The 17939-nt window shown below is 65.0% G+C and carries 16 protein-coding genes; 5 read left to right on the forward strand and 11 right to left on the reverse strand.

Translation table 11 applies throughout. The features are described 5' to 3' along the window. Positions 1 to 69: 69 nt before the first annotated feature. Together XH88_RS31485 and XH88_RS31490 are read left to right on the forward strand one after the other, a co-directional pair. Entirely contained in the window at positions 70 to 576 is a 507-nt protein-coding gene (locus tag XH88_RS31485) for an RNA pyrophosphohydrolase (RefSeq protein ID WP_271672115.1), read from the forward strand. Between the two features lie 103 nt (positions 577 to 679). Beyond that, on the forward strand, positions 680 to 1180 hold the full coding sequence (locus tag XH88_RS31490; RefSeq protein WP_271672116.1) for an RNA pyrophosphohydrolase: 501 nt from the start codon (positions 680 to 682) through the stop codon (positions 1178 to 1180). A 77-nt stretch (positions 1181 to 1257) separates the two neighbouring features. Here the strand turns inward: XH88_RS31490 and XH88_RS31495 are convergent, their stop codons facing one another. From XH88_RS31495 to XH88_RS31520, 6 genes are all read right to left on the reverse strand, one after another. Then, a complete protein-coding gene (locus XH88_RS31495; RefSeq protein ID WP_271672117.1) occupies positions 1258 to 2913 on the reverse strand; it encodes an adenylate/guanylate cyclase domain-containing protein in 1656 nt (551 codons plus the stop codon). A gap of 150 nt (positions 2914 to 3063) precedes the next feature. Further along, positions 3064 to 3471, reverse strand: coding sequence for a F0F1 ATP synthase subunit epsilon (locus tag XH88_RS31500; RefSeq protein WP_271672118.1), 408 nt, complete (start codon positions 3469 to 3471; stop codon positions 3064 to 3066). 143 nt (positions 3472 to 3614) lie between these two features. Then, positions 3615 to 5048 (reverse strand): F0F1 ATP synthase subunit beta, encoded by a 1434-nt coding sequence (gene atpD, locus XH88_RS31505; protein WP_027561880.1) that lies wholly within the window; start codon positions 5046 to 5048, stop codon positions 3615 to 3617. 83 nt (positions 5049 to 5131) lie between these two features. After that, a complete protein-coding gene (locus tag XH88_RS31510) occupies positions 5132 to 6004 on the reverse strand; it encodes a F0F1 ATP synthase subunit gamma (RefSeq protein WP_271672119.1) in 873 nt (290 codons plus the stop codon). A 147-nt stretch (positions 6005 to 6151) separates the two neighbouring features. Further along, positions 6152 to 7681 (reverse strand): F0F1 ATP synthase subunit alpha, encoded by a 1530-nt coding sequence (gene atpA / locus XH88_RS31515; protein ID WP_271672120.1) that lies wholly within the window; start codon positions 7679 to 7681, stop codon positions 6152 to 6154. Continuing rightward, a complete protein-coding gene (locus XH88_RS31520; protein ID WP_271672121.1) occupies positions 7681 to 8241 on the reverse strand; it encodes a F0F1 ATP synthase subunit delta in 561 nt (186 codons plus the stop codon). Before XH88_RS31520 ends, atpA begins: the two co-directional genes overlap by 1 nt. A gap of 639 nt (positions 8242 to 8880) precedes the next feature. Here XH88_RS31520 and XH88_RS31525 point away from each other — a divergent pair. After that, entirely contained in the window at positions 8881 to 9387 is a 507-nt protein-coding gene (locus XH88_RS31525; RefSeq protein WP_271672122.1) for a septal ring lytic transglycosylase RlpA family protein, read from the forward strand. A gap of 224 nt (positions 9388 to 9611) precedes the next feature. Here the strand turns inward: XH88_RS31525 and XH88_RS31530 are convergent, their stop codons facing one another. Further along, positions 9612 to 11822 carry a primosomal protein N' gene (locus XH88_RS31530; protein ID WP_271672123.1) on the reverse strand — a complete coding sequence of 737 codons (2211 nt, stop codon included), beginning with the start codon at positions 11820 to 11822 and terminating at the stop codon, positions 9612 to 9614. Positions 11823 to 11935: 113 nt separating this feature from the next. Between XH88_RS31530 and XH88_RS31535 the strand changes: the two genes are divergently transcribed. After that, positions 11936 to 12901 (forward strand): tyrosine recombinase XerC, encoded by a 966-nt coding sequence (locus tag XH88_RS31535; RefSeq protein ID WP_271672124.1) that lies wholly within the window; start codon positions 11936 to 11938, stop codon positions 12899 to 12901. A 102-nt stretch (positions 12902 to 13003) separates the two neighbouring features. Beyond that, positions 13004 to 13594: a DUF4337 domain-containing protein gene (locus tag XH88_RS31540; RefSeq protein ID WP_271672125.1), complete on the forward strand. Its 591-nt coding sequence runs from the start codon at positions 13004 to 13006 to the stop codon at positions 13592 to 13594. Positions 13595 to 13820: 226 nt separating this feature from the next. On the opposite strand, the gene XH88_RS31545 is transcribed toward XH88_RS31540, so the two are convergent. The 4 genes from XH88_RS31545 to odhB all read right to left on the reverse strand — a co-directional run bounded on the left by XH88_RS31545 (position 13821) and on the right by odhB (position 17895). Further along, on the reverse strand, positions 13821 to 14351 hold the full coding sequence (locus XH88_RS31545) for a hypothetical protein (RefSeq protein WP_271672126.1): 531 nt from the start codon (positions 14349 to 14351) through the stop codon (positions 13821 to 13823). 34 nt (positions 14352 to 14385) lie between these two features. Next, entirely contained in the window at positions 14386 to 15786 is a 1401-nt protein-coding gene (gene lpdA / locus XH88_RS31550) for a dihydrolipoyl dehydrogenase (protein WP_271672127.1), read from the reverse strand. Positions 15787 to 15842: 56 nt separating this feature from the next. Next, entirely contained in the window at positions 15843 to 16592 is a 750-nt protein-coding gene (locus tag XH88_RS31555) for an SDR family oxidoreductase (protein WP_271672128.1), read from the reverse strand. A 64-nt stretch (positions 16593 to 16656) separates the two neighbouring features. Beyond that, complete coding sequence (gene odhB, locus XH88_RS31560) at positions 16657 to 17895, reverse strand: 2-oxoglutarate dehydrogenase complex dihydrolipoyllysine-residue succinyltransferase (RefSeq protein ID WP_271672129.1); 1239 nt, start codon at positions 17893 to 17895, stop codon at positions 16657 to 16659. Between the last annotated feature and the right edge of the window lie 44 nt (positions 17896 to 17939).

Consider the following 17939-nt stretch of genomic DNA (forward strand, 5'->3'; position numbering starts at 1 on the left):
AACGAATTGGTACGCCACGGGCCCGAGCGCCTGACAGCGGCCCGGCAGCACGCGAGAGGGTTTGGCGGAATGGCGCGTTATGAGGATCTGCCCTACCGAACCTGCGTCGGTGTGATGCTGATCAACACGAAGGGCCTCGTATTCATCGGTCGCCGCGCCGGCGGTATCGAGCATGTCGACGACCCCCATGTCTGGCAGATGCCGCAGGGCGGCGTCGACCCCGGCGAGGACACTTGGGACGCAGCCAAGCGCGAGCTCTATGAGGAGACCAGCGTGCGCTCGATCGAGCGGCTGGGCGAGGTGCCGGACTGGCTGATCTACGACATCCCGCGCACGGTGGCGGGGCGCGCCTGGAAGGGCCGCTACCGCGGCCAGCGCCAGAAATGGTTCGCGGTGCGCTTCACCGGCAAGGACAGCGAGATCAACGTCGCCAATCCCGGCGGCGGCGGCCACAAGGCCGAGTTCGTCAACTGGCGCTGGGAGCCCATGAAAAACCTCCCCGAGCTGATCATTCCCTTCAAGCGCCCGGTCTATGAGCGCGTGGTGAAGGAATTTTCCGCGCTCGCGGATGAGTGACCTTATTGTCGTCCCGGGCGATGCGCAGCATCGAATCCGGGACTTCGAGATTCCGGGTTCGCGCTTTCGCGCGCCCCGGAATGACGACGAGAGATATTTGCAAGTGGCCAACGAAAAACCCTACCGTCCCAATGTCGGCATCGCGCTGTTCAATGCCGACGGCCGTGTGCTGATCGGGCACCGCTTCAAGGGCGACGGCCCCGAGATCATCTTGCCGGGGTTCGACTGGCAGATGCCGCAGGGCGGCGTCGACGAGGGCGAGAATTTGCGCGATGCCGCCATGCGCGAGCTCTGGGAGGAGACCAGCGTCGTCAGCGCTGAATTCCTCGGCGAGACCGACTGGCTCACTTACGAATTCCCGCCCTATGACGGCCCGCAGACGCATCGGCTGGCGAAATTCCGCGGCCAGCGTCAGAAGTGGTTCGCGCTGCGCTTTACCGGCAAGGACGACGAGATCGACCCGCTGACGCCGCGCAACGACCAGCCCGCCGAGTTCGACGCCTGGCGCTGGGAGCGCCTCGACCGTGTCGCCGATATCGTGGTGCCGTTCCGCCGCGACGTCTACCGCGCCGTGGCGCGGGAATTTGCGGTCTTCGCTGGCTGAAATCGCGAAAACAACCCCATGCACAGTAGAGTGGGGATTGAGATCGTCCAAGAATTTTGGTCGCGCAAGCCACCATCCTAATTGATCGGCCCGACCGTAAACGGGCCGATCGCGATGACGTGGCAATCGCTGTCGTGCTTGGCACAGTCGGCGAGCGCGCCGTTGACGGCGGTCTGCTCGTCGGCCGCCTTTAGGCCAAGGCCCGGACGTCCGGCGGTGCCGACGGCGACTGCATTCCAGCCCATGCCATCACCGAGCTTGCGCACGACGTCGTCGCGCGCATCGGCCACGATCGAGGGATGGGTCGCGGCATGGAAGAAGCCAACGGCCCTGAGCAGGGTCGGGATCGGCACGACGAACTTATCGTCAACCGCCACGATCATGCAGGCCGAGCCCGCGATGGCGCCGCAGGACTCCAGCGAACGCCGCGCCGAATCGTCGACCGAGGTCGCTCCCAGCGCCATGAAATATTGTCCGCCCGGTCCGAGCGCGACCGTGCGCGATCTCGCCGCAGGTGCGTAGATGTTTTCGAGCCGGGTCCTGGCCTGGTCACGCAGCATCGGAAAATCTTTCGGCGCGAAGGCGCGCTCGGTCATGCTGTCGTGTCGCACCCAGGGCTGCGGCGGCATCGGCGGACTGCCATGGCTGTACACCACCCTGTTGCCGACCGCATAGAGCTCGCAGCGCCGCGGCGATTGCGCGGCATCGGCGCGCTTCTGGCACTGGTCGACCGCGGCATTGCGCGCTGCCTCTTCGGTCGGCTGATTGAGCGCGGAGCCGTAGAAGCCGCCGATGTTCAGGGCATAAGCCTTGTAATCTCCGGCGGCCGAATATTGGTTGCTGAGAAAGGAACGCTGACGCTCGCCGATGAACGGCACCGCGTCCACGGCAAACCCGCCATTCGATGCCGCTGGCGGCGACGGCATTGGCGTTGGTGCCGTCGCAGCCATTTGGGTGGGCGCGGAAGTCGGCATGGGTGTCGGCATCGGCGTCTTCGCGAGCAGCGTCGGCGTCGGGCTGGGCGCTGACGCGGCGACAGGGCTCGACGGTGCCGCGGTGGATTTGGCCTGGCCGGTCTCGAGCTTGGTGAAGTAGAGGAAGCCGCTGACGCCGATCGCGACGATGGAGACGACGCCGACCACGAGCGGCCACATCCAGTTCGGCGCCGGCGCGGCCTTGGCGATCTTCTTCACCTGCGGCGTCGCATAGGTCCCGTCCTCGCGCCGCATCGCCACCATGTAGGCGTGCACCGGCGTCGGGATGTTCTTCACTTCCTGCGCGCCGATGTCGGCGAACTGCACCGACAGCTTGTTGGCGACCTGCTCATGCACCGCGCGCGAGACGCAGATGCCGCCGACTTCCGCCAGCCCCTCGAGCCGGGCTGCGATGTTGACCCCGTCCCCCAGCAGATCGCCGTCGCGCTCGACCACGTCGCCGATCGTGATGCCGATCCGGAACGACATCTGCCGGCTGGGCGGATAGGCCATGTTGCGGGTTCGCAAGGATTCCTGGATGTCGATCGCGCAGCGCACCGCATCGACCGCGCTCGGGAATTCCGCGAGCACCGCGTCACCGGCGGTGTTGAAGATGCGCCCGCTTGCCTTGGCGATGAAGTCGTCAATGACCTCGCGATAGGAGGCCAGACGCCGCAGCGTCTCCTCCTCGTCCTCCGCGACCAGCCTTGAATAACCGGCAATATCGGCTGCGAAAATCGCTGCGATCTTGCGTTTCATCTGTGACCCGCCCCGGAACAAGTTCCGCGGGCGCAGAATGCCGCCATCTCCGGCGCGGTGCAATAAAGTTTCAGCGCCCGCCACATCAGTGACGAGCGCTGAACTTGTCCAGGAATCTGGAGACTATGCCCCGGTGCGATGCGCCGGGGCTTAGTGCATAGCCGTCGTGTTGAGCTGCTGCTGGATGCTCTTGTAGTGGTCGAGCCGTGCGATCGCCTGATCGAGCTCGTCACCCTCGTGCTCCTTCAGATTTTCTTCCATCTCCGAGATGGTCTCGGCGAACTGGGCACGGTCGAGCTCGGCCAGCGAGGTCGCGACGTCGGCGAGCACGGTCAGGCCCTTATCGGAGACTTCGGCAAGACCGCCGAGCACGATGATCTTCTCGTGGCGGCCAGCGGTGGTGACAGTGAGGATGCCCGGGCGGATCGCAGCGACGACCGGCGCATGACCTGCCAACACACCGAAGTCACCCTCGACGCCGGGAATGTCGACCTGGTCGACTTCGCCCGAGAAGGCGAGCTTTTCCGGAGAGACGAGATCGAAGTGGAAGGTGGCCATGGGGCTATCCGTTGTTTTCCGCTTGTCACCCGCGGGGTTGACCCGCGGGTCCATCCATCAAATCGCTGACTTGATGGATTGCCGGGACTTCAGTTCGAAGACGCGCTTCGCGCTTTAGCCCGGCGATGACGAGGTGAGAAAGCTTAGGCTGCTTCCGCAGCCAGCTTCTTGCCCTTCTCGACCGCCTCTTCGATGGTACCGACCATGTAGAAGGCGGCTTCCGGCAGGTGGTCGTACTTGCCTTCCACCAGGCCCTTGAAGCCCTTGATGGTGTCGGCGAGGTCGACGAACTTGCCCGGCGAGCCGGTGAAGATCTCGGCGACGTGGAACGGCTGCGACATGAAGCGCTCGACCTTGCGGGCGCGGGCCACGGTCAGCTTGTCCTCTTCCGAAAGCTCGTCCATGCCGAGAATGGCGATGATGTCCTGGAGCGCCTTGTAGCGCTGCAGCACCTGCTGGACCTGACGGGCGACCGCATAGTGCTCCTCGCCGACGACCAGCGGGGAAAGCATGCGCGAGGTCGAGTCGAGCGGGTCTACCGCCGGATAAATGCCCTTTTCAGCGATCGAGCGCGACAGCGTGGTGGTCGCGTCCAAGTGAGCGAACGAGGTCGCCGGCGCCGGGTCGGTCAAGTCGTCGGCCGGAACGTAGATGGCCTGCACTGAGGTGATCGAGCCCTTCTGCGTGGTGGTGATGCGCTCCTGCAGCGCGCCCATGTCAGTCGCGAGCGTCGGCTGATAGCCCACCGCCGAAGGAATACGGCCGAGCAGCGCCGACACTTCCGAGCCGGCTTGGGTGAAGCGGAAGATGTTGTCGACGAAGAACAGCACGTCCTGTCCCTGATCGCGGAAGTCTTCCGCGATGGTCAGACCCGTGAGCGCGACGCGGGCGCGGGCGCCGGGCGGCTCGTTCATCTGGCCGAACACCAGCGCGCACTTCGACTTCACGCTCGGATCCGGGTTCTTCGGATCGGCGTTGACCTTGGATTCGATGAACTCGTGATAGAGGTCGTTGCCTTCGCGGGTGCGCTCGCCGACGCCGGCGAACACCGAGTAACCACCGTGCGCCTTCGCGACGTTGTTGATCAGTTCCTGAATCAGCACGGTCTTGCCGACGCCGGCGCCGCCGAACAGACCGATCTTGCCGCCCTTGGCGTAGGGAGCGAGGAGATCGACGACCTTGATGCCGGTGACGAGAATTTCCGCTTCGGTCGACTGGTCGGTGTAGGTCGGCGCTTCCTGGTGGATGGCGCGCAGGCCTTCGGTCTTGACGGGTCCGGCTTCGTCGATCGGCTCGCCGATGACGTTGATGATGCGGCCGAGCGTGCCTTCGCCGACGGGAACGCGGATCGGCGCGCCGGTGTCGGTCACTTCCTGGCCGCGGACCAGACCTTCCGTGGTGTCCATCGCGATGGTGCGGACCGTGGACTCGCCGAGATGCTGGGCGACCTCGAGCACCAGGCGGTTGCCGCCGTTCTTGGTCTCGAGCGAGTTGAGAATGGCCGGGAGGTGGCCTTCGAACTGCACGTCGACGACGGCGCCGATGACCTGGGTGACGCGACCGACCTGGGCTGCCATTGAATGTCTCCTTCGATCCGAACTTCTAAGCCACGGTCAGCTCGACCGCGATGTTGCATGTGATGGGTGTCGGTGCGCCTTGGTCAGACGGCCTCGGCACCCGAGATGATTTCGATCAGTTCCTTGGTGATCTGCGCCTGACGCGTGCGGTTGTAGACCAGCGTCTGCTTGCGGATCATTTCACCCGCGTTGCGCGTCGCGTTGTCCATCGCGCTCATCTGCGCGCCGTAGAACGAGGCGTTGTTCTCGAGCAGCGCGCGGAAGATCTGGACCGCGAGGTTACGCGGCAGAAGACGGGTGAGGATCTCGTCCTCTTCCGGCTCGTATTCGTAAGACGTCGTGTTGGCGGCAACGCCCTCCTCGACCACCAGCGGGATGATCTGCTGGGCGGTCGGGATCTGCGCGATCACGGACTTGAAGCGCGAATAGAACAGCGTGCAGACGTCGAACTCGCCGGCGTCGAAACGCGCCAGAACCTTCTTGGCGATGTCCTCGGCGTTGGCGAAGCCGAGCTGACGCACGCTGCGCAGGTCGAGATGCTCGACGATCTGCTTGTCGAACTGGCGGCGGAGCTGCTCGTAGCCCTTGCGGCCGACGCAGAAGAATTTCACTTCCTTGCCCTGTGCGACCAGGGCCAGGGCGCGCTCGCGCGCCAGACGCACGATCGACGAGTTGAACGCGCCTGACAGGCCGCGCTCGCCGGTGCAGACCAGCAGCAGATGAACATGGTCGCGGCCGGTGCCGGCCAGCAACGTCGGCGCACCGGGCGAACCCGCTGCCGCGCTGGCGATGTTGGAGATCACCGCGCTCATCTTGTCGGCGTAGGGACGCGCAGCTTCCGCAGCGGTCTGCGCGCGGCGCAGTTTCGAGGCTGCGACCATCTGCATGGCCTTGGTGATCTTTTGCGTCGCCTTGGTGGAGGCGATGCGCACGCGCATGTCTTTAAGTGACGCCATTCTTCGTTCACCCCGGCGATCTGGCTCTTTGGCCTGACCGCAACCCTATCCAGTCGTCATGTCCGGGCTCGTCCCGGGCATCCACGTAGCTGCCTCGCACGTCGATAGACGTGAATGGCCGGGACAAGCCCGGCCACAACGGCAGTTTTATGCAAAGGACTTCGCGAAGCCTTCGACCACCGACTTCAGCTTGGCAGCGGTGTCGTCGGCGAGATCGCGGCTGTCGCGGATCGCGTTGAGGATGTCGACGTGCTTGCCGCGCAGCAGCGAGAGCAGGCCGTCCTCGAACGCGCGCACCTTATTGAGCGGCAGCGGATCGAGATAGCCGTTGGTACCAGCCCAGATTACGCAAACCTGCTCTTCCATCTTCAGCGGCGAGAATTGCGGCTGCTTCAGGAGTTCGGTCAGGCGCGAGCCGCGATTGAGCAGGCGCTGGGTCGAGGCGTCGAGGTCGGAGCCGAACTGCGCGAACGCCGCCATTTCGCGGTACTGCGCGAGCTCGCCCTTGATCTTGCCGGCGACCTTCTTGGTGGCCTTGGTCTGCGCCGACGAACCGACGCGCGACACCGACAGACCGACGTTCACCGCCGGACGAATGCCCTGGAAGAACAGGTCGGTTTCCAGGAAGATCTGGCCGTCGGTGATCGAGATGACGTTGGTCGGGATGTAGGCCGACACGTCGTTGGCCTGGGTTTCGATGACAGGCAACGCCGTCAGCGAGCCCGAGCCCTGGTCCTTGTTCAGCTTCGCCGCGCGCTCGAGCAGGCGGGAGTGCAGATAGAACACGTCGCCGGGATAGGCTTCGCGGCCCGGCGGGCGGCGCAGCAGCAGCGACATCTGGCGGTAGGCGACGGCCTGCTTCGAAAGGTCGTCATAGATGATGACCGCGTGCATGCCGTTGTCGCGGAAGTACTCGCCCATGGTGCAGCCGGTGAAGGGCGCGATGTACTGCATCGGCGCCGGATCGGAGGCGGTGGCGGCGACGACGATCGAGTATTCGAGCGCGCCCTGCTCTTCCAGCACCTTGACGAACTGGGCAACGGTGGAACGCTTCTGACCGACTGCGACGTAGACGCAGTACAGCTTGATGTTCTCGTCCGGCTGCGCGTTGAGCGGCTTCTGGTTCAGGATGGTATCGAGCGCGATCGCGGTCTTGCCGGTCTGGCGGTCGCCGATGATCAGCTCGCGCTGGCCGCGGCCGATCGGGATCAGGGCGTCGATCGCCTTGAGGCCGGTCGCCATCGGCTCGCTCACCGACTTGCGCGGAATGATGCCAGGCGCCTTGACGTCAACGCGCATGCGCTTGTCGGCCTGGATCGGGCCCTTGCCGTCGATGGGATTGCCGAGCGCGTCGACGACGCGGCCGAGCAGGCCCTTGCCGACCGGCGCGTCCACGATGGCGCGGGTGCGCTTGACGGTCTGGCCTTCCTTAATCTCACGGTCGGCACCGAAAATAACGACACCGACGTTGTCGGTTTCGAGGTTCAGCGCCATGCCGCGGGTGCCGTTCTCGAACTCGACCATTTCACCGGCCTGGACATTGTCCAGACCGTAGACGCGGGCGATACCGTCGCCGACAGACAGCACCTGTCCGACTTCGGAGACCTCAGCTTCCTGGCCGAAATTCTTGATCTGGTCCTTGAGGATCGCGGAAATTTCCGCGGCGCGGATGTCCATCAGCCTGCCTCTTTCATCGCGTGCTTGATCGAATTGAGTTTGGTGCGAAGCGAACTATCGATCATACGGCTGCCAAGCTTCACGACGAGGCCACCGATGATCGAGGGATCGATCTTCACGTTGAGCGCGACGTCCTTGCCGGTCACCGACTTCAGGGCAACCTTGAGGGCGTCGAGATTCTTGTCCGAGAGCGATTCTGCCACCGTCACATCCGCCGTCGCCTCGCCCTTGAACTTGGCGACGAGCGCGCGATAGGCGCGGATGACGTCAGCCACCGCGAACAAGCGGCGGTTGGCGGTCAGCACTTTCAGGAAATTGGCGGTGATGCCGGCGATACCGGCCTTGTCCAGGACGGCCGCGAGCGCCTTGGACTGGGCGTCGGCCGCGAAGACCGGGCTACGGACGAGGCGCTTCAGATCGGCGCTTTCGTTCAGCAGAGCCTCGAACTTGTCGAGATCGGCCTTGACCTCGTCGACCACTTTCTGGTCGCGGGCCAGTTCAAACAAGGCCGTTGCATAACGGCCCGACACACCTGAAACGGACGTATCTTCTGCAGCCACAGACGCGCTCTTTTAGCTGTCAAATTCGCAAGGGAAAAACCGTCGCCACGAAGCGGCGCCTAGCGATCCAAGCCCTTGGAATTCAAGCGGGACTTCGATTTTCGACCGACACGGGAAGTGCCGGGCTCGTTAAAATCGCGGCTTTGCTAGCATGGCAGGCGCGCAGGTGCAACATGACGCCAAATTAAAGGCACGACCTTCTGTCGCCAGTTCGTCGCACATTGCGACAGCTTGGCAGCGCCGACGCCACGGCCCGCTATGTCACCGCGAGCCTCGTGGCGACCCGAGGCCCATTCGTTCCTGACGTCAGCGCATAGCCGCCATGAACACGGCTCGCTGAGCCGTGATGCGGCCCACGTCGGCAGTGCCCGCCGAATACTTACCCAATTCTAAACACTGGCAGCGATAACTTCGCTCTACAGTATTCGCAAGTAATATGGTGGTTAATGATTCGTTAAAGGCAAAGATTACGGAACATCGGCTGAATATCGATTCCGGTCACAAGATATTTCATCAGGACACATACCAGAAATACTGCCCAATTCATGCCTCATTGAGAATCGAAACGCCAACCCGCTCACAAACTGATGGGGGCTCCACTGGCCACATATGTGGCAATACTAGCGTAGGGACCACTAAATGCTGTCTTTGATGACGCTGGGCACTGTAACCCGGCCGCGTACGGCGATTGCTTTCGTCGCTGCAACTCTCGTCCTCGGTGGAACTGCCACCGAAGCTTCCGCCAAATCCAGGCATCACCGGTACTCTCACCACCATCACGGCCATCAAGCCCAGGACGATTCCAACGCGACCTTCGGTTGGCGCAATGCCAATGCGTCCATGACGCCGTCGTCGGGCACGGGCCGGACCTTCTCCGGAATGGCTTCCTATTACGGCAATGAGTCAGGCAGCCGCACCGCTTCCGGTGCGCGCTTCAACCAAAACGCCCTGACCGCCGCGCACCGTTCGCTGCCGTTCGGCACCAAGCTGCGCGTCACCCATGGCGGCCAGAGCGTCATCGTCACCATCAATGACCGTGGCCCGTTCGTACGCGGCCGCGTGCTCGACCTCTCCACCGGCGCTGCCCGCGCCATCGGCCTCACCGGTGCCGGCGTCGGCCGCGTCACTGCGGAAGTCGTCTCCTGACGGCGCTTCGCGCGCCTCAGCCGACACGCGCAGTTTTCATCATCGTCCGCAGGGACATGAGCAGTTTGATGCGCGCGTGAAACAAGCCCGTGGTCTTGGGGGACCGCGGGCTTTTTTGTTGGGCTCATCATTCTCGCTCGCGTCCCGGACGCGCTGCAACGCGCCGGCGTTGCTGCGCAGAGTCGAAGAGATGCTGCGCTGCGCCCGGGGCACGAGAGGAGAGATTACAAAAAGCTCTGCGGATCGACGTCCACCTCGAGCTTCTGGTTGCCCGTCGGCTTCGGGCACACCGCGAGCCAGTTGCGCAAGTAATCCGAGAGATCGAAACCGCGCGCCGATTTCACCAGGATGCGGAAGCGGTAGCGGCCCTTGATGACGGCGAGCGGGGCTTCGGCGGGGCCCAGCACCACGACGCGCTCGTCGCGCGGCGCCAGTGCAACGAGCTTGCGGCCGAGCCCTTCGGCGCTCGGGCGATCGCCTGCGGAGATGATCAGGCTCGCGAGCCGGCCGAACGGCGGATAGAGCGTCTTTTCGCGCAGCTCGATCTCGCTGTCGTAGAAGGCCTCGCGATCGCAGGCGATCAGCGCCTTCATCACGGGGTGCTCGGGCTGATGCGTCTGCAGGTATCCGACGCCGCGACCCTGCTCGCGTCCGGCGCGGCCGATCACCTGGTTGAGCAATTGCCAGGTGCGTTCGGCCGCGCGCGGATCGCCATTGGAAAGACCGAGATCCGCATCGACGACGCCGACCAAATTGAGCCGCGGAAAATTGTGACCCTTGGCGACGAGCTGCGTGCCGATGATGATGTCGACGCGCCCCTCCGCGATCTCGGCAAGCTCGCTGCGCATCGTCTCGATCGAGGTGATGAGATCGCTCGACAGCACCATGGTGCGCGCCTCGGGGAACAGCGCGGCCGCCTCCTCCTGCAGGCGCTCGACGCCGGGGCCGACCGCGACCAACGATTCCTCCGCGGCGCAATGCGGACAGGTCGGCGGCCGCGGCATCGAGAAGCCGCAGTGATGGCAGACGAGGCGTTGCCGAAAGCGGTGATCGACCAGCCAGGCATCGCAGATGGTGCAGGCGAAGCGATGGCCGCAGGCACGGCACAGGGTCAGCGGCGCATAGCCGCGGCGGTTGAGGAACAGCAGCGCCTGCTCGCGCTTTTCGATCGCACCCCTGATCTCGCCGGCCAGCCGCGGCGAGATATAGCGGCCGCGCGCCGGCGGCTCGCGGCGAAGGTCGATGGCCTCGATATGCGGCATATGCTGCCCGCCGAAGCGCGAGGGCAGCGCGACGCGCTGGTAGCGGTTCTTGCGCGCATTGACCTCGGACTCGACCGATGGCGTTGCCGAGGCCAGCACGATCGGGATTTTTGCGATATGCGCGCGCACCACTGCCATGTCACGGGCGTGGTAATGCACGCCCTCGTCCTGCTTGTAGGCCTGGTCGTGCTCTTCATCGACGACGATGAGGCCGAGATTGGTGTAAGGCAGAAACAACGCCGAACGGGCGCCGACCACGACCGGCGCGGTGCCTTCCGAGATTGCCGCCCAGTTGCGCGCGCGGGTGCGCGGGGTGAGCTCGGAATGCCACTCGATCGGGCGCACGCCAAAGCGCTGCGCGAAGCGATCGAGGAACTGGCCGGTCAGCGCGATCTCCGGCATCAGGATCAGCGCCTGTTTGCCGCGACGGATGGTTTCCGCGACGGCCTCGAAATAGACCTCGGTCTTGCCCGAGCCGGTGACGCCGTCGAGCAGCGCGACGTGGAAGGTGCCGTTGGCCGCGAGCGCGCGCATCGCATCGACGCCGGCACGCTGCAGCGGCGAAAAATCCGGGAGGCCGAACTCGGGATCGGGGCTCGGTGGCGGGGGCGGCGGCGGCATCGGCTCGACTGTCAGCGTGCCTTCATCGACGAGGCCGTCGATCACGCCGGCCGAGACGCCGGCTTCCCTGGCGGCCTCGGACTTGCCGTGCAGCAGCCGGTCCGACAGCAGCTCGATCACGCGCGCCCGCGCCGGGGTCAGCCGCCGCGGCGGATCGCCGGTCAGGCGCACGCCTGCGCGGACGCGCTCGGGCCCGAGATTCTCGCCCATCCGCAGGCACATGCGCAGCACCATGCCGCGCGGGCTCAGCGTGTAATTGGCGACCCAGTCGACCACGGAACGCAGCTCGCCCTTCAGCGGCGGAATGTCGAGTTTCTCGTTGACCTCCTTGAGGCGATTGTGCAGGCGTGGATCGGGACTGGCGTTTTCCCTCCAGACCACGGCGAGCACCTCGCGCGCGCCCAGCGGCACACCGACGAGATCGCCCGCCTTCAGCTCCATGCCGCGCGGCACCTTGTACGAATAGGTCTGGTCGAGCGCGACCGGCACCAGCACGTCGACCATGCCGGTCGCATTGGCGGGGGCGGCGTTGCTGCGCGACGTGTGATCCATGGATGGAGAATCGGAACCTTGCGGGCCTGGAGGCTAGCGCGCCGCGGGCACCTTAGCGAACAGTAAACTTGTGTGATGCGATATACTGCGTGGAATCATTTCGTCCAGAGCGCATGAGCAAAGCAGCCGCCCCGAACATCGAGCTCGCCAGCGCCGATCCCTCGATCGCACAAGAGATGGCGCGCTGGCTGTCGCATCTCGGTGCCGAGCGGCGGCTGTCGCCGAAGACGCTGGAGGCCTATGGCCGCGACCTGCGGCAGTGCCTGGATTTCCTCTGCACTCATTGGGGCGAGCGCGTCACGCTCGAGCGTTTCGCCGCCCTGGAGGCCACCGATGTCCGCGCCTTCATGGCGATGCGCCGTGCCGACGACATTGCCGGCCGCTCCCTGATGCGCGCGCTGGCGGGCCTGCGCTCGTTCGGCCGCTTCCTCGAGCGCGAGGGCAAGGGCAAGGTCGGCGCACTCTCCGCGATACGTGCACCCAAGGTCGCAAAAAGCCTGCCGAAGCCGCTGCCGATGGCATCGGCAAAACGTCTCACCGACGCCGACGAGCGCGCCGGCGAGGAACGCGAGACCTGGATCCTGGTGCGCGACGCCGCCGTGATGGCGCTGCTCTATGGCTCGGGCCTGCGCATTTCCGAGGCGCTCGGCCTGAAGCGCCGCGAGGTACCGCGCCCCGGCGAAGGCGACGTGCTTGTCGTCACCGGCAAAGGCAACAAGACGCGCATGGTGCCGGTGCTGCAGAACGTGCTGGCGCTGATCGACGAATATGTCGCGATGTGCCCGCATGCGTTACCGCCGGAGGGACCGATCTTCGTCGGCGCGCGCGGCGGTCCCTTGAGCCCGCGCATCATCCAGCTCGCCATGGAGCGGCTGCGCGGCGCGCTGGGCCTGCCCGACAGCGCCACGCCGCACGCGTTGCGCCACTCCTTCGCCACGCATCTTTTGTCGTGCGGCGGCGACTTGCGCGCGATCCAGGAATTGCTCGGACATTCCTCGCTCTCGACCACGCAAGTCTATACCGGCATCGATTCCGAGCGGCTGCTGGAAGTCTATGCGAGCGCGCATCCGAGACGCTGAAGCAGGCGCTGATTCCTGACATCAAGCTGTCATCACGCGCAGGCCTCTTGCGCGGGCCGCGCGGTTCGGTCAATCGTTGCAGAACCGAGACAGGAGGGATTCATGAGCGCACACGAAAGCATGGAGCACGCCGAGCATGCCGAGCACGCATCGGGCGAGAACAAGAAGATCGCCCTTCTGATCGCGGTGCTTGCGCTGTTCCTGGCCATCTCGGAAACGCTCGGCAAGGGCGCGCAGACCGAATCGATCAGCAAGAATGTCGAGGCGGCCAATCTGTGGGCCTTCTTCCAGGCCAAGAGCGTTCGCCGCACCGTGGTGCAGACCGCCGCCGAGCAGGGCAAGTTGACACTGGGCTCCGCCAGCGACGACGCCATGAAGGCCGCGGTGCAGAAGCAGATCGACGACTGGACCAAGACCGCGCAGCGCTACCGCTCCGAGCCCGACACCGGCGAAGGCACCGAGCAGCTCGCCGAGAGGGCCAAGCACGCCGAACATGAGCGCGACGAAGCGACCGCGAAATATCATCACTTCGAGCTGGCGTCGGCCGCTTTCCAGATCGGCATCGTGCTGGCGTCAGCGACCATCATCACCGGCATGATCGCGCTCGCCTATGTCGGCGGCCTGCTGACGCTCGCCGGCATCGTCATGACCGGACTCGGCCTGTGGTGGCCGCATCTGCTGCATTTGCATTGAAGGGGCGCGGCGGCGCCTGTAGCCACACACAAAGCGTCATGCCCCGGCTTGCCGCCTTCGCTAAGCTTCGGCGAGCCGAGCACCCTGCAGGCCTCGGCATAACCTTGGTGGAGCCGGGACCGGGGCATCCAGTACGCCGAGGCCCCTCGGCTCAGCCACTGCTGCCTCTGGAATACTGGATCGCCCGGTCAAAGCCGGGCGATGACAGCGCGTGTGTGGCAGACAGCTACCGCGCTTCGTGCACGCTCTTGCGGAAGCGTTGGATCAGGCGGAGCGTGCGCGAGGACCAGCCCTCGCCATTGCCTCTGATCAGCTCGCGGATGCGGCGCTTGACCGGCTCGACCAGTTCGGTGGCCTTGGCGCGCAGCCTCAAGACCAGCTCGTAGAGCCGCTCGAACCAGTGCATCTCCAGCAGCTTGTCGCGCGTGACGTCGAACACGAAGGCGGTGACGCCGACGCCGAGCATCTTGGCGAACAGGATCGTGAAGACCGCGCTGGTCCAGTATTCGTGCGTGAGCAGCCAGAGGCCGACCAGCTTGAGCGGAAACAGCGGGATGATCGGAACGGCGAAGACGATCAGCGTCATCGCCGGGGACAGGGCATCGACGCGTTCCGCCAGCCAGGCCTTGAACCGGGCAAGCGGGATCAGCGCGACGACCTTTGCAACGATCGGCTCAAGGTGGTCCCACAGCCAAGCTTCGATCAGGAAGATGATCGCAAGCAGGACCCAGACCGGTTGAAGGAGGCGGCGCAGCATGTGATGTCCCGCCCGGTTCGGCTCTGGGCGCGACCTACATATGGATGGCCCGCTTGCTGACTGCAAGCGCGGCTTCCTTGATGGCCTCCGAGCGGGTCGGATGCGCGTGGCAGGTGCGGGCGAGATCTTCCGCACTGCCGCCAAACTCCATGAGAACGCATGCCTCGTGGATCATTTCGCCGGCTTCGCGGCCGATGATGTGCACGCCGAGCACGCGATCTGTCTTCGCATCTGCGAGAATCTTCACGAAGCCGTCAGTCGTTTGGTTGACCTTGGAGCGGCCGTTGGCGGTAAAGGGAAACTTCCCGACGGTATAGGCGACGCCGGCCTGCTTCAGCTCTTCCTCGGTCTTGCCGACGGAGGAGACTTCCGGCGTGGTGTACACCACGCCCGGGATCACGTCGTAGTTCACGTGGCCGGCCTGGCCGGCGATGATCTCCGCAACCGCAACGCCCTCGTCCTCGGCCTTGTGCGCGAGCATCGGGCCGGCGACGACGTCGCCGATGGCATAGACGCCCTTCAGGCTGGTGGCGAAATGCGGGTCGATCTGCACGCGGCCGCGCGCGTCGAGCGCGACGCCGGCTTCCTTCAGGCCGAGACCATCGGTGTAGGGCACGCGGCCGATGCAGACCAGGACGACGTCAGGCTCGAGCGTCTCGACTGCACCGCCGGGAACCGGTTCGATCGTCGCTTTGAGCGCCTTGCCCGAGACGTCGACACCGGTGAGCTTTGCTCCCAACCTGAACACGAAGCCCTGCTTTTCCAGGATGCGCTGGAATTGCTTGGCGATCTCGCCGTCCATGCCGGGCAGGATGCGGTCGAGGAATTCGACCACGACGACTTCGGCACCTAAGCGCTTCCAGACCGAGCCGAGCTCGAGGCCGATCACGCCGGCGCCGACGATGAGCAGCTTGCCGGGGACCTTGTCCAGCGACAGCGCGCCGGTGGAGGAGACGATGCGCTTCTCGTCGATCTCGATGCCTTTCAGCCGCGCGATATCAGAGCCGGTGGCGATCACGATGTTCTTGGTTTCGATCACCTGCGACTTGCCGTCGGCGGAGACTTCGACCTTGCCGGTGCCCAAGATCTTGCCGGTGCCCTTGAGCACGTCGACCTTGTTCTTCTTCATCAGGAACTCGACGCCCTTGACGTTGCCGTCGATGCCCTGCTGCTTGAAGTTCATCATCGCGGGCAGATCGAGCTTCGGCGCGGACACCGACACGCCCATCTTGGCGAAGGAGTGCCCGGCTTCCTCGAACATCTCCGAGGCGTGCAGCAGCGCCTTGGAGGGCATGCAGCCGACATTGAGACAGGTGCCGCCGAGGGTTGCGTTCTTTTCGACCACGGCGACTTTCATGCCGAGCTGGCTGGCGCGCACCGCGCAGACATAACCGCCAGGTCCGGTGCCGATGACGACGAGATCGTAGGTAGCCATGAGAGAAAGTCCCGTAGGTTTAGCGTGATGAGGATGTGTCAGCGTCCGCCGGCGCTTCAGCGTCCGCCGGACACATCGAGAATGGCCGAGGTGACGTAGGAGGCATCGTCCGACATCAGCCAGACGATCGCATTGGCGATTTCGTCCGCGGTGCCGACGCGCTTCATCGGCACCAGATGGGCCAGCCGATGATGCCGGTCGGGCTCGCCGCCGGAGGCGTGGATGTCGGTGTCGATCAGGCCGGGTCGGATCGCGGCAACGCGAATGCCTTCGCTAGCTACCTCATAACCGAGACCGATGGTGAAGGAATCCACCGCGCCCTTGGACGCGGCATAATCGACATAAGTATTGGGTGCGCCGAGCTTGGCGGCGACCGACGACAGATTGACGATGACGCCGCCCTGGCCGCCGTGCTTGGTCGACATCCGCTTCACGGCTTCACGCGCACAGAGGATGGAGCCGGTGACGTTGACCGCCAGCACGCGCTGGATGCGCTCGGCCGACATCTCGTCGACGCGCACGCCGCTTTGGCCGACGATGCCGCCATTGTTGACGAGAGCGCCAAGCGTGCCGAACTTGTCGGCTTGCCTGAACAGATCGAGGATGTCGCGCTCCTCGGCGACGTCGCATTTCACCGCGATCGCCTTGCCGTTGCTGGCCTCGATCTGCGCGACCACCTCGTCGGCGGCCTTCTTGTTGCTGGCATAGCCGACCACGACACGGTAGCCGCGCGCGGCGGCTGCAAGTGCGGTTGCCCGCCCGATGCCGCGGCTGCCGCCGGTGATGACAACGACCTTATCCGTCATGCGCGCCTCCATGGTTCGACACGCGCCGCCGCGAATGGCGACGGCGCTCGCAGAGCGTCAGGGATCAGAGATCGAGCACCAGGCGCGCCGGATCTTCCAGGCTCTCCTTGACCCGAACCAGGAAGGTGACGGCTTCCTTGCCGTCGATCACGCGGTGATCGTAGGACAGTGCCAGATACATCATCGGGCGGACCTCGATCTTGCCGCCGACGACCATCGGGCGCTCCTGGATCTTGTGCATGCCGAGGATGCCGGACTGCGGCGCATTCAGGATCGGGGTCGACATCAGCGAACCGTAGATGCCGCCGTTGGTGATGGTGAAGGTGCCGCCCTGCATCTCGTCGATCTTGAGCTGGCCGTCACGGGCGCGGCGGCCGAAATCGGCGATGCTCTTCTCGATGTCGGAGATCGACTTGTGGTCGCAGTCGCGCACCACGGGCACGACGAGGCCCTTGTCGGTGCCGACGGCGACGCCGATGTGGTAGTAGTTCTTGTAGATCAGATCGCTGCCGTCGATCTCGGCGTTGACCGCCGGGATGTCCTTCAGCGCCTGCACGACGGCCTTGGTGAAGAAGCCCATGAAGCCGAGCTTGGCGCCATGCTTCTTCTCGAACGCATCCTTGTAATGGGCACGCAGCGCCATGACGTTGGTCATGTCGACCTCGTTGAAGGTCGTGAGCATGGCCGCAGTGTTCTGCACGTCCTTGAGGCGGCGCGCGATGGTCTGGCGCAGGCGGGTCATCTTGACGCGCTCTTCGCGGGCGGCGTCATCTGCCGGCGACGGCGCGCGAACCTGCACGGCGGCGGCGGGCTGGTTGACCGGGGTCGGCGCGGAGGCCGCACGCTCGATCGCAGCGAGCATGTCGCCCTTGGTGACGCGGCCGTCCTTGCCGGAGCCCGGAACGGTCGAGGCGTCGATGCCTGTCTCGGCCGAGAGCTTGCGCACGGACGGCGCGAGCGGGGCATCGGCCGGCGGCGCCTTCGCGGCAGCCGGAGCGGGAGCAGCCGCAGCGGGCGCCGGAGCAGCGGCGGGCTTCGCAGGCGCCGCAGCAGGCTTGGCAGCACCGGCACCATCGGTGATCTGGCCGAGCAGCGCGCCGACCGCGACGGTCGCGCCATCGGCGGCGATGATCTCGCTCAGCGTGCCCGCGGAGGGCGCCGGGACTTCGATGGTGACCTTGTCGGTCTCGAGCTCCACCAAGGGCTCGTCGACGGCGACGGGATCGCCGGCCTTCTTGAACCAGCGGCCGATGGTGGCCTCGGTGACGGATTCGCCGAGCGTCGGCACACGAATTTCAGTCATGGTGTCTTCCTTAAGGGATCGCCAATGCGGTCATGAATTCAGGT

It is taken from the genome of Bradyrhizobium sp. CCBAU 51627, from assembly GCF_028128765.1.
Taxonomy (GTDB): Bacteria; Pseudomonadota; Alphaproteobacteria; order Rhizobiales; family Xanthobacteraceae; genus Bradyrhizobium.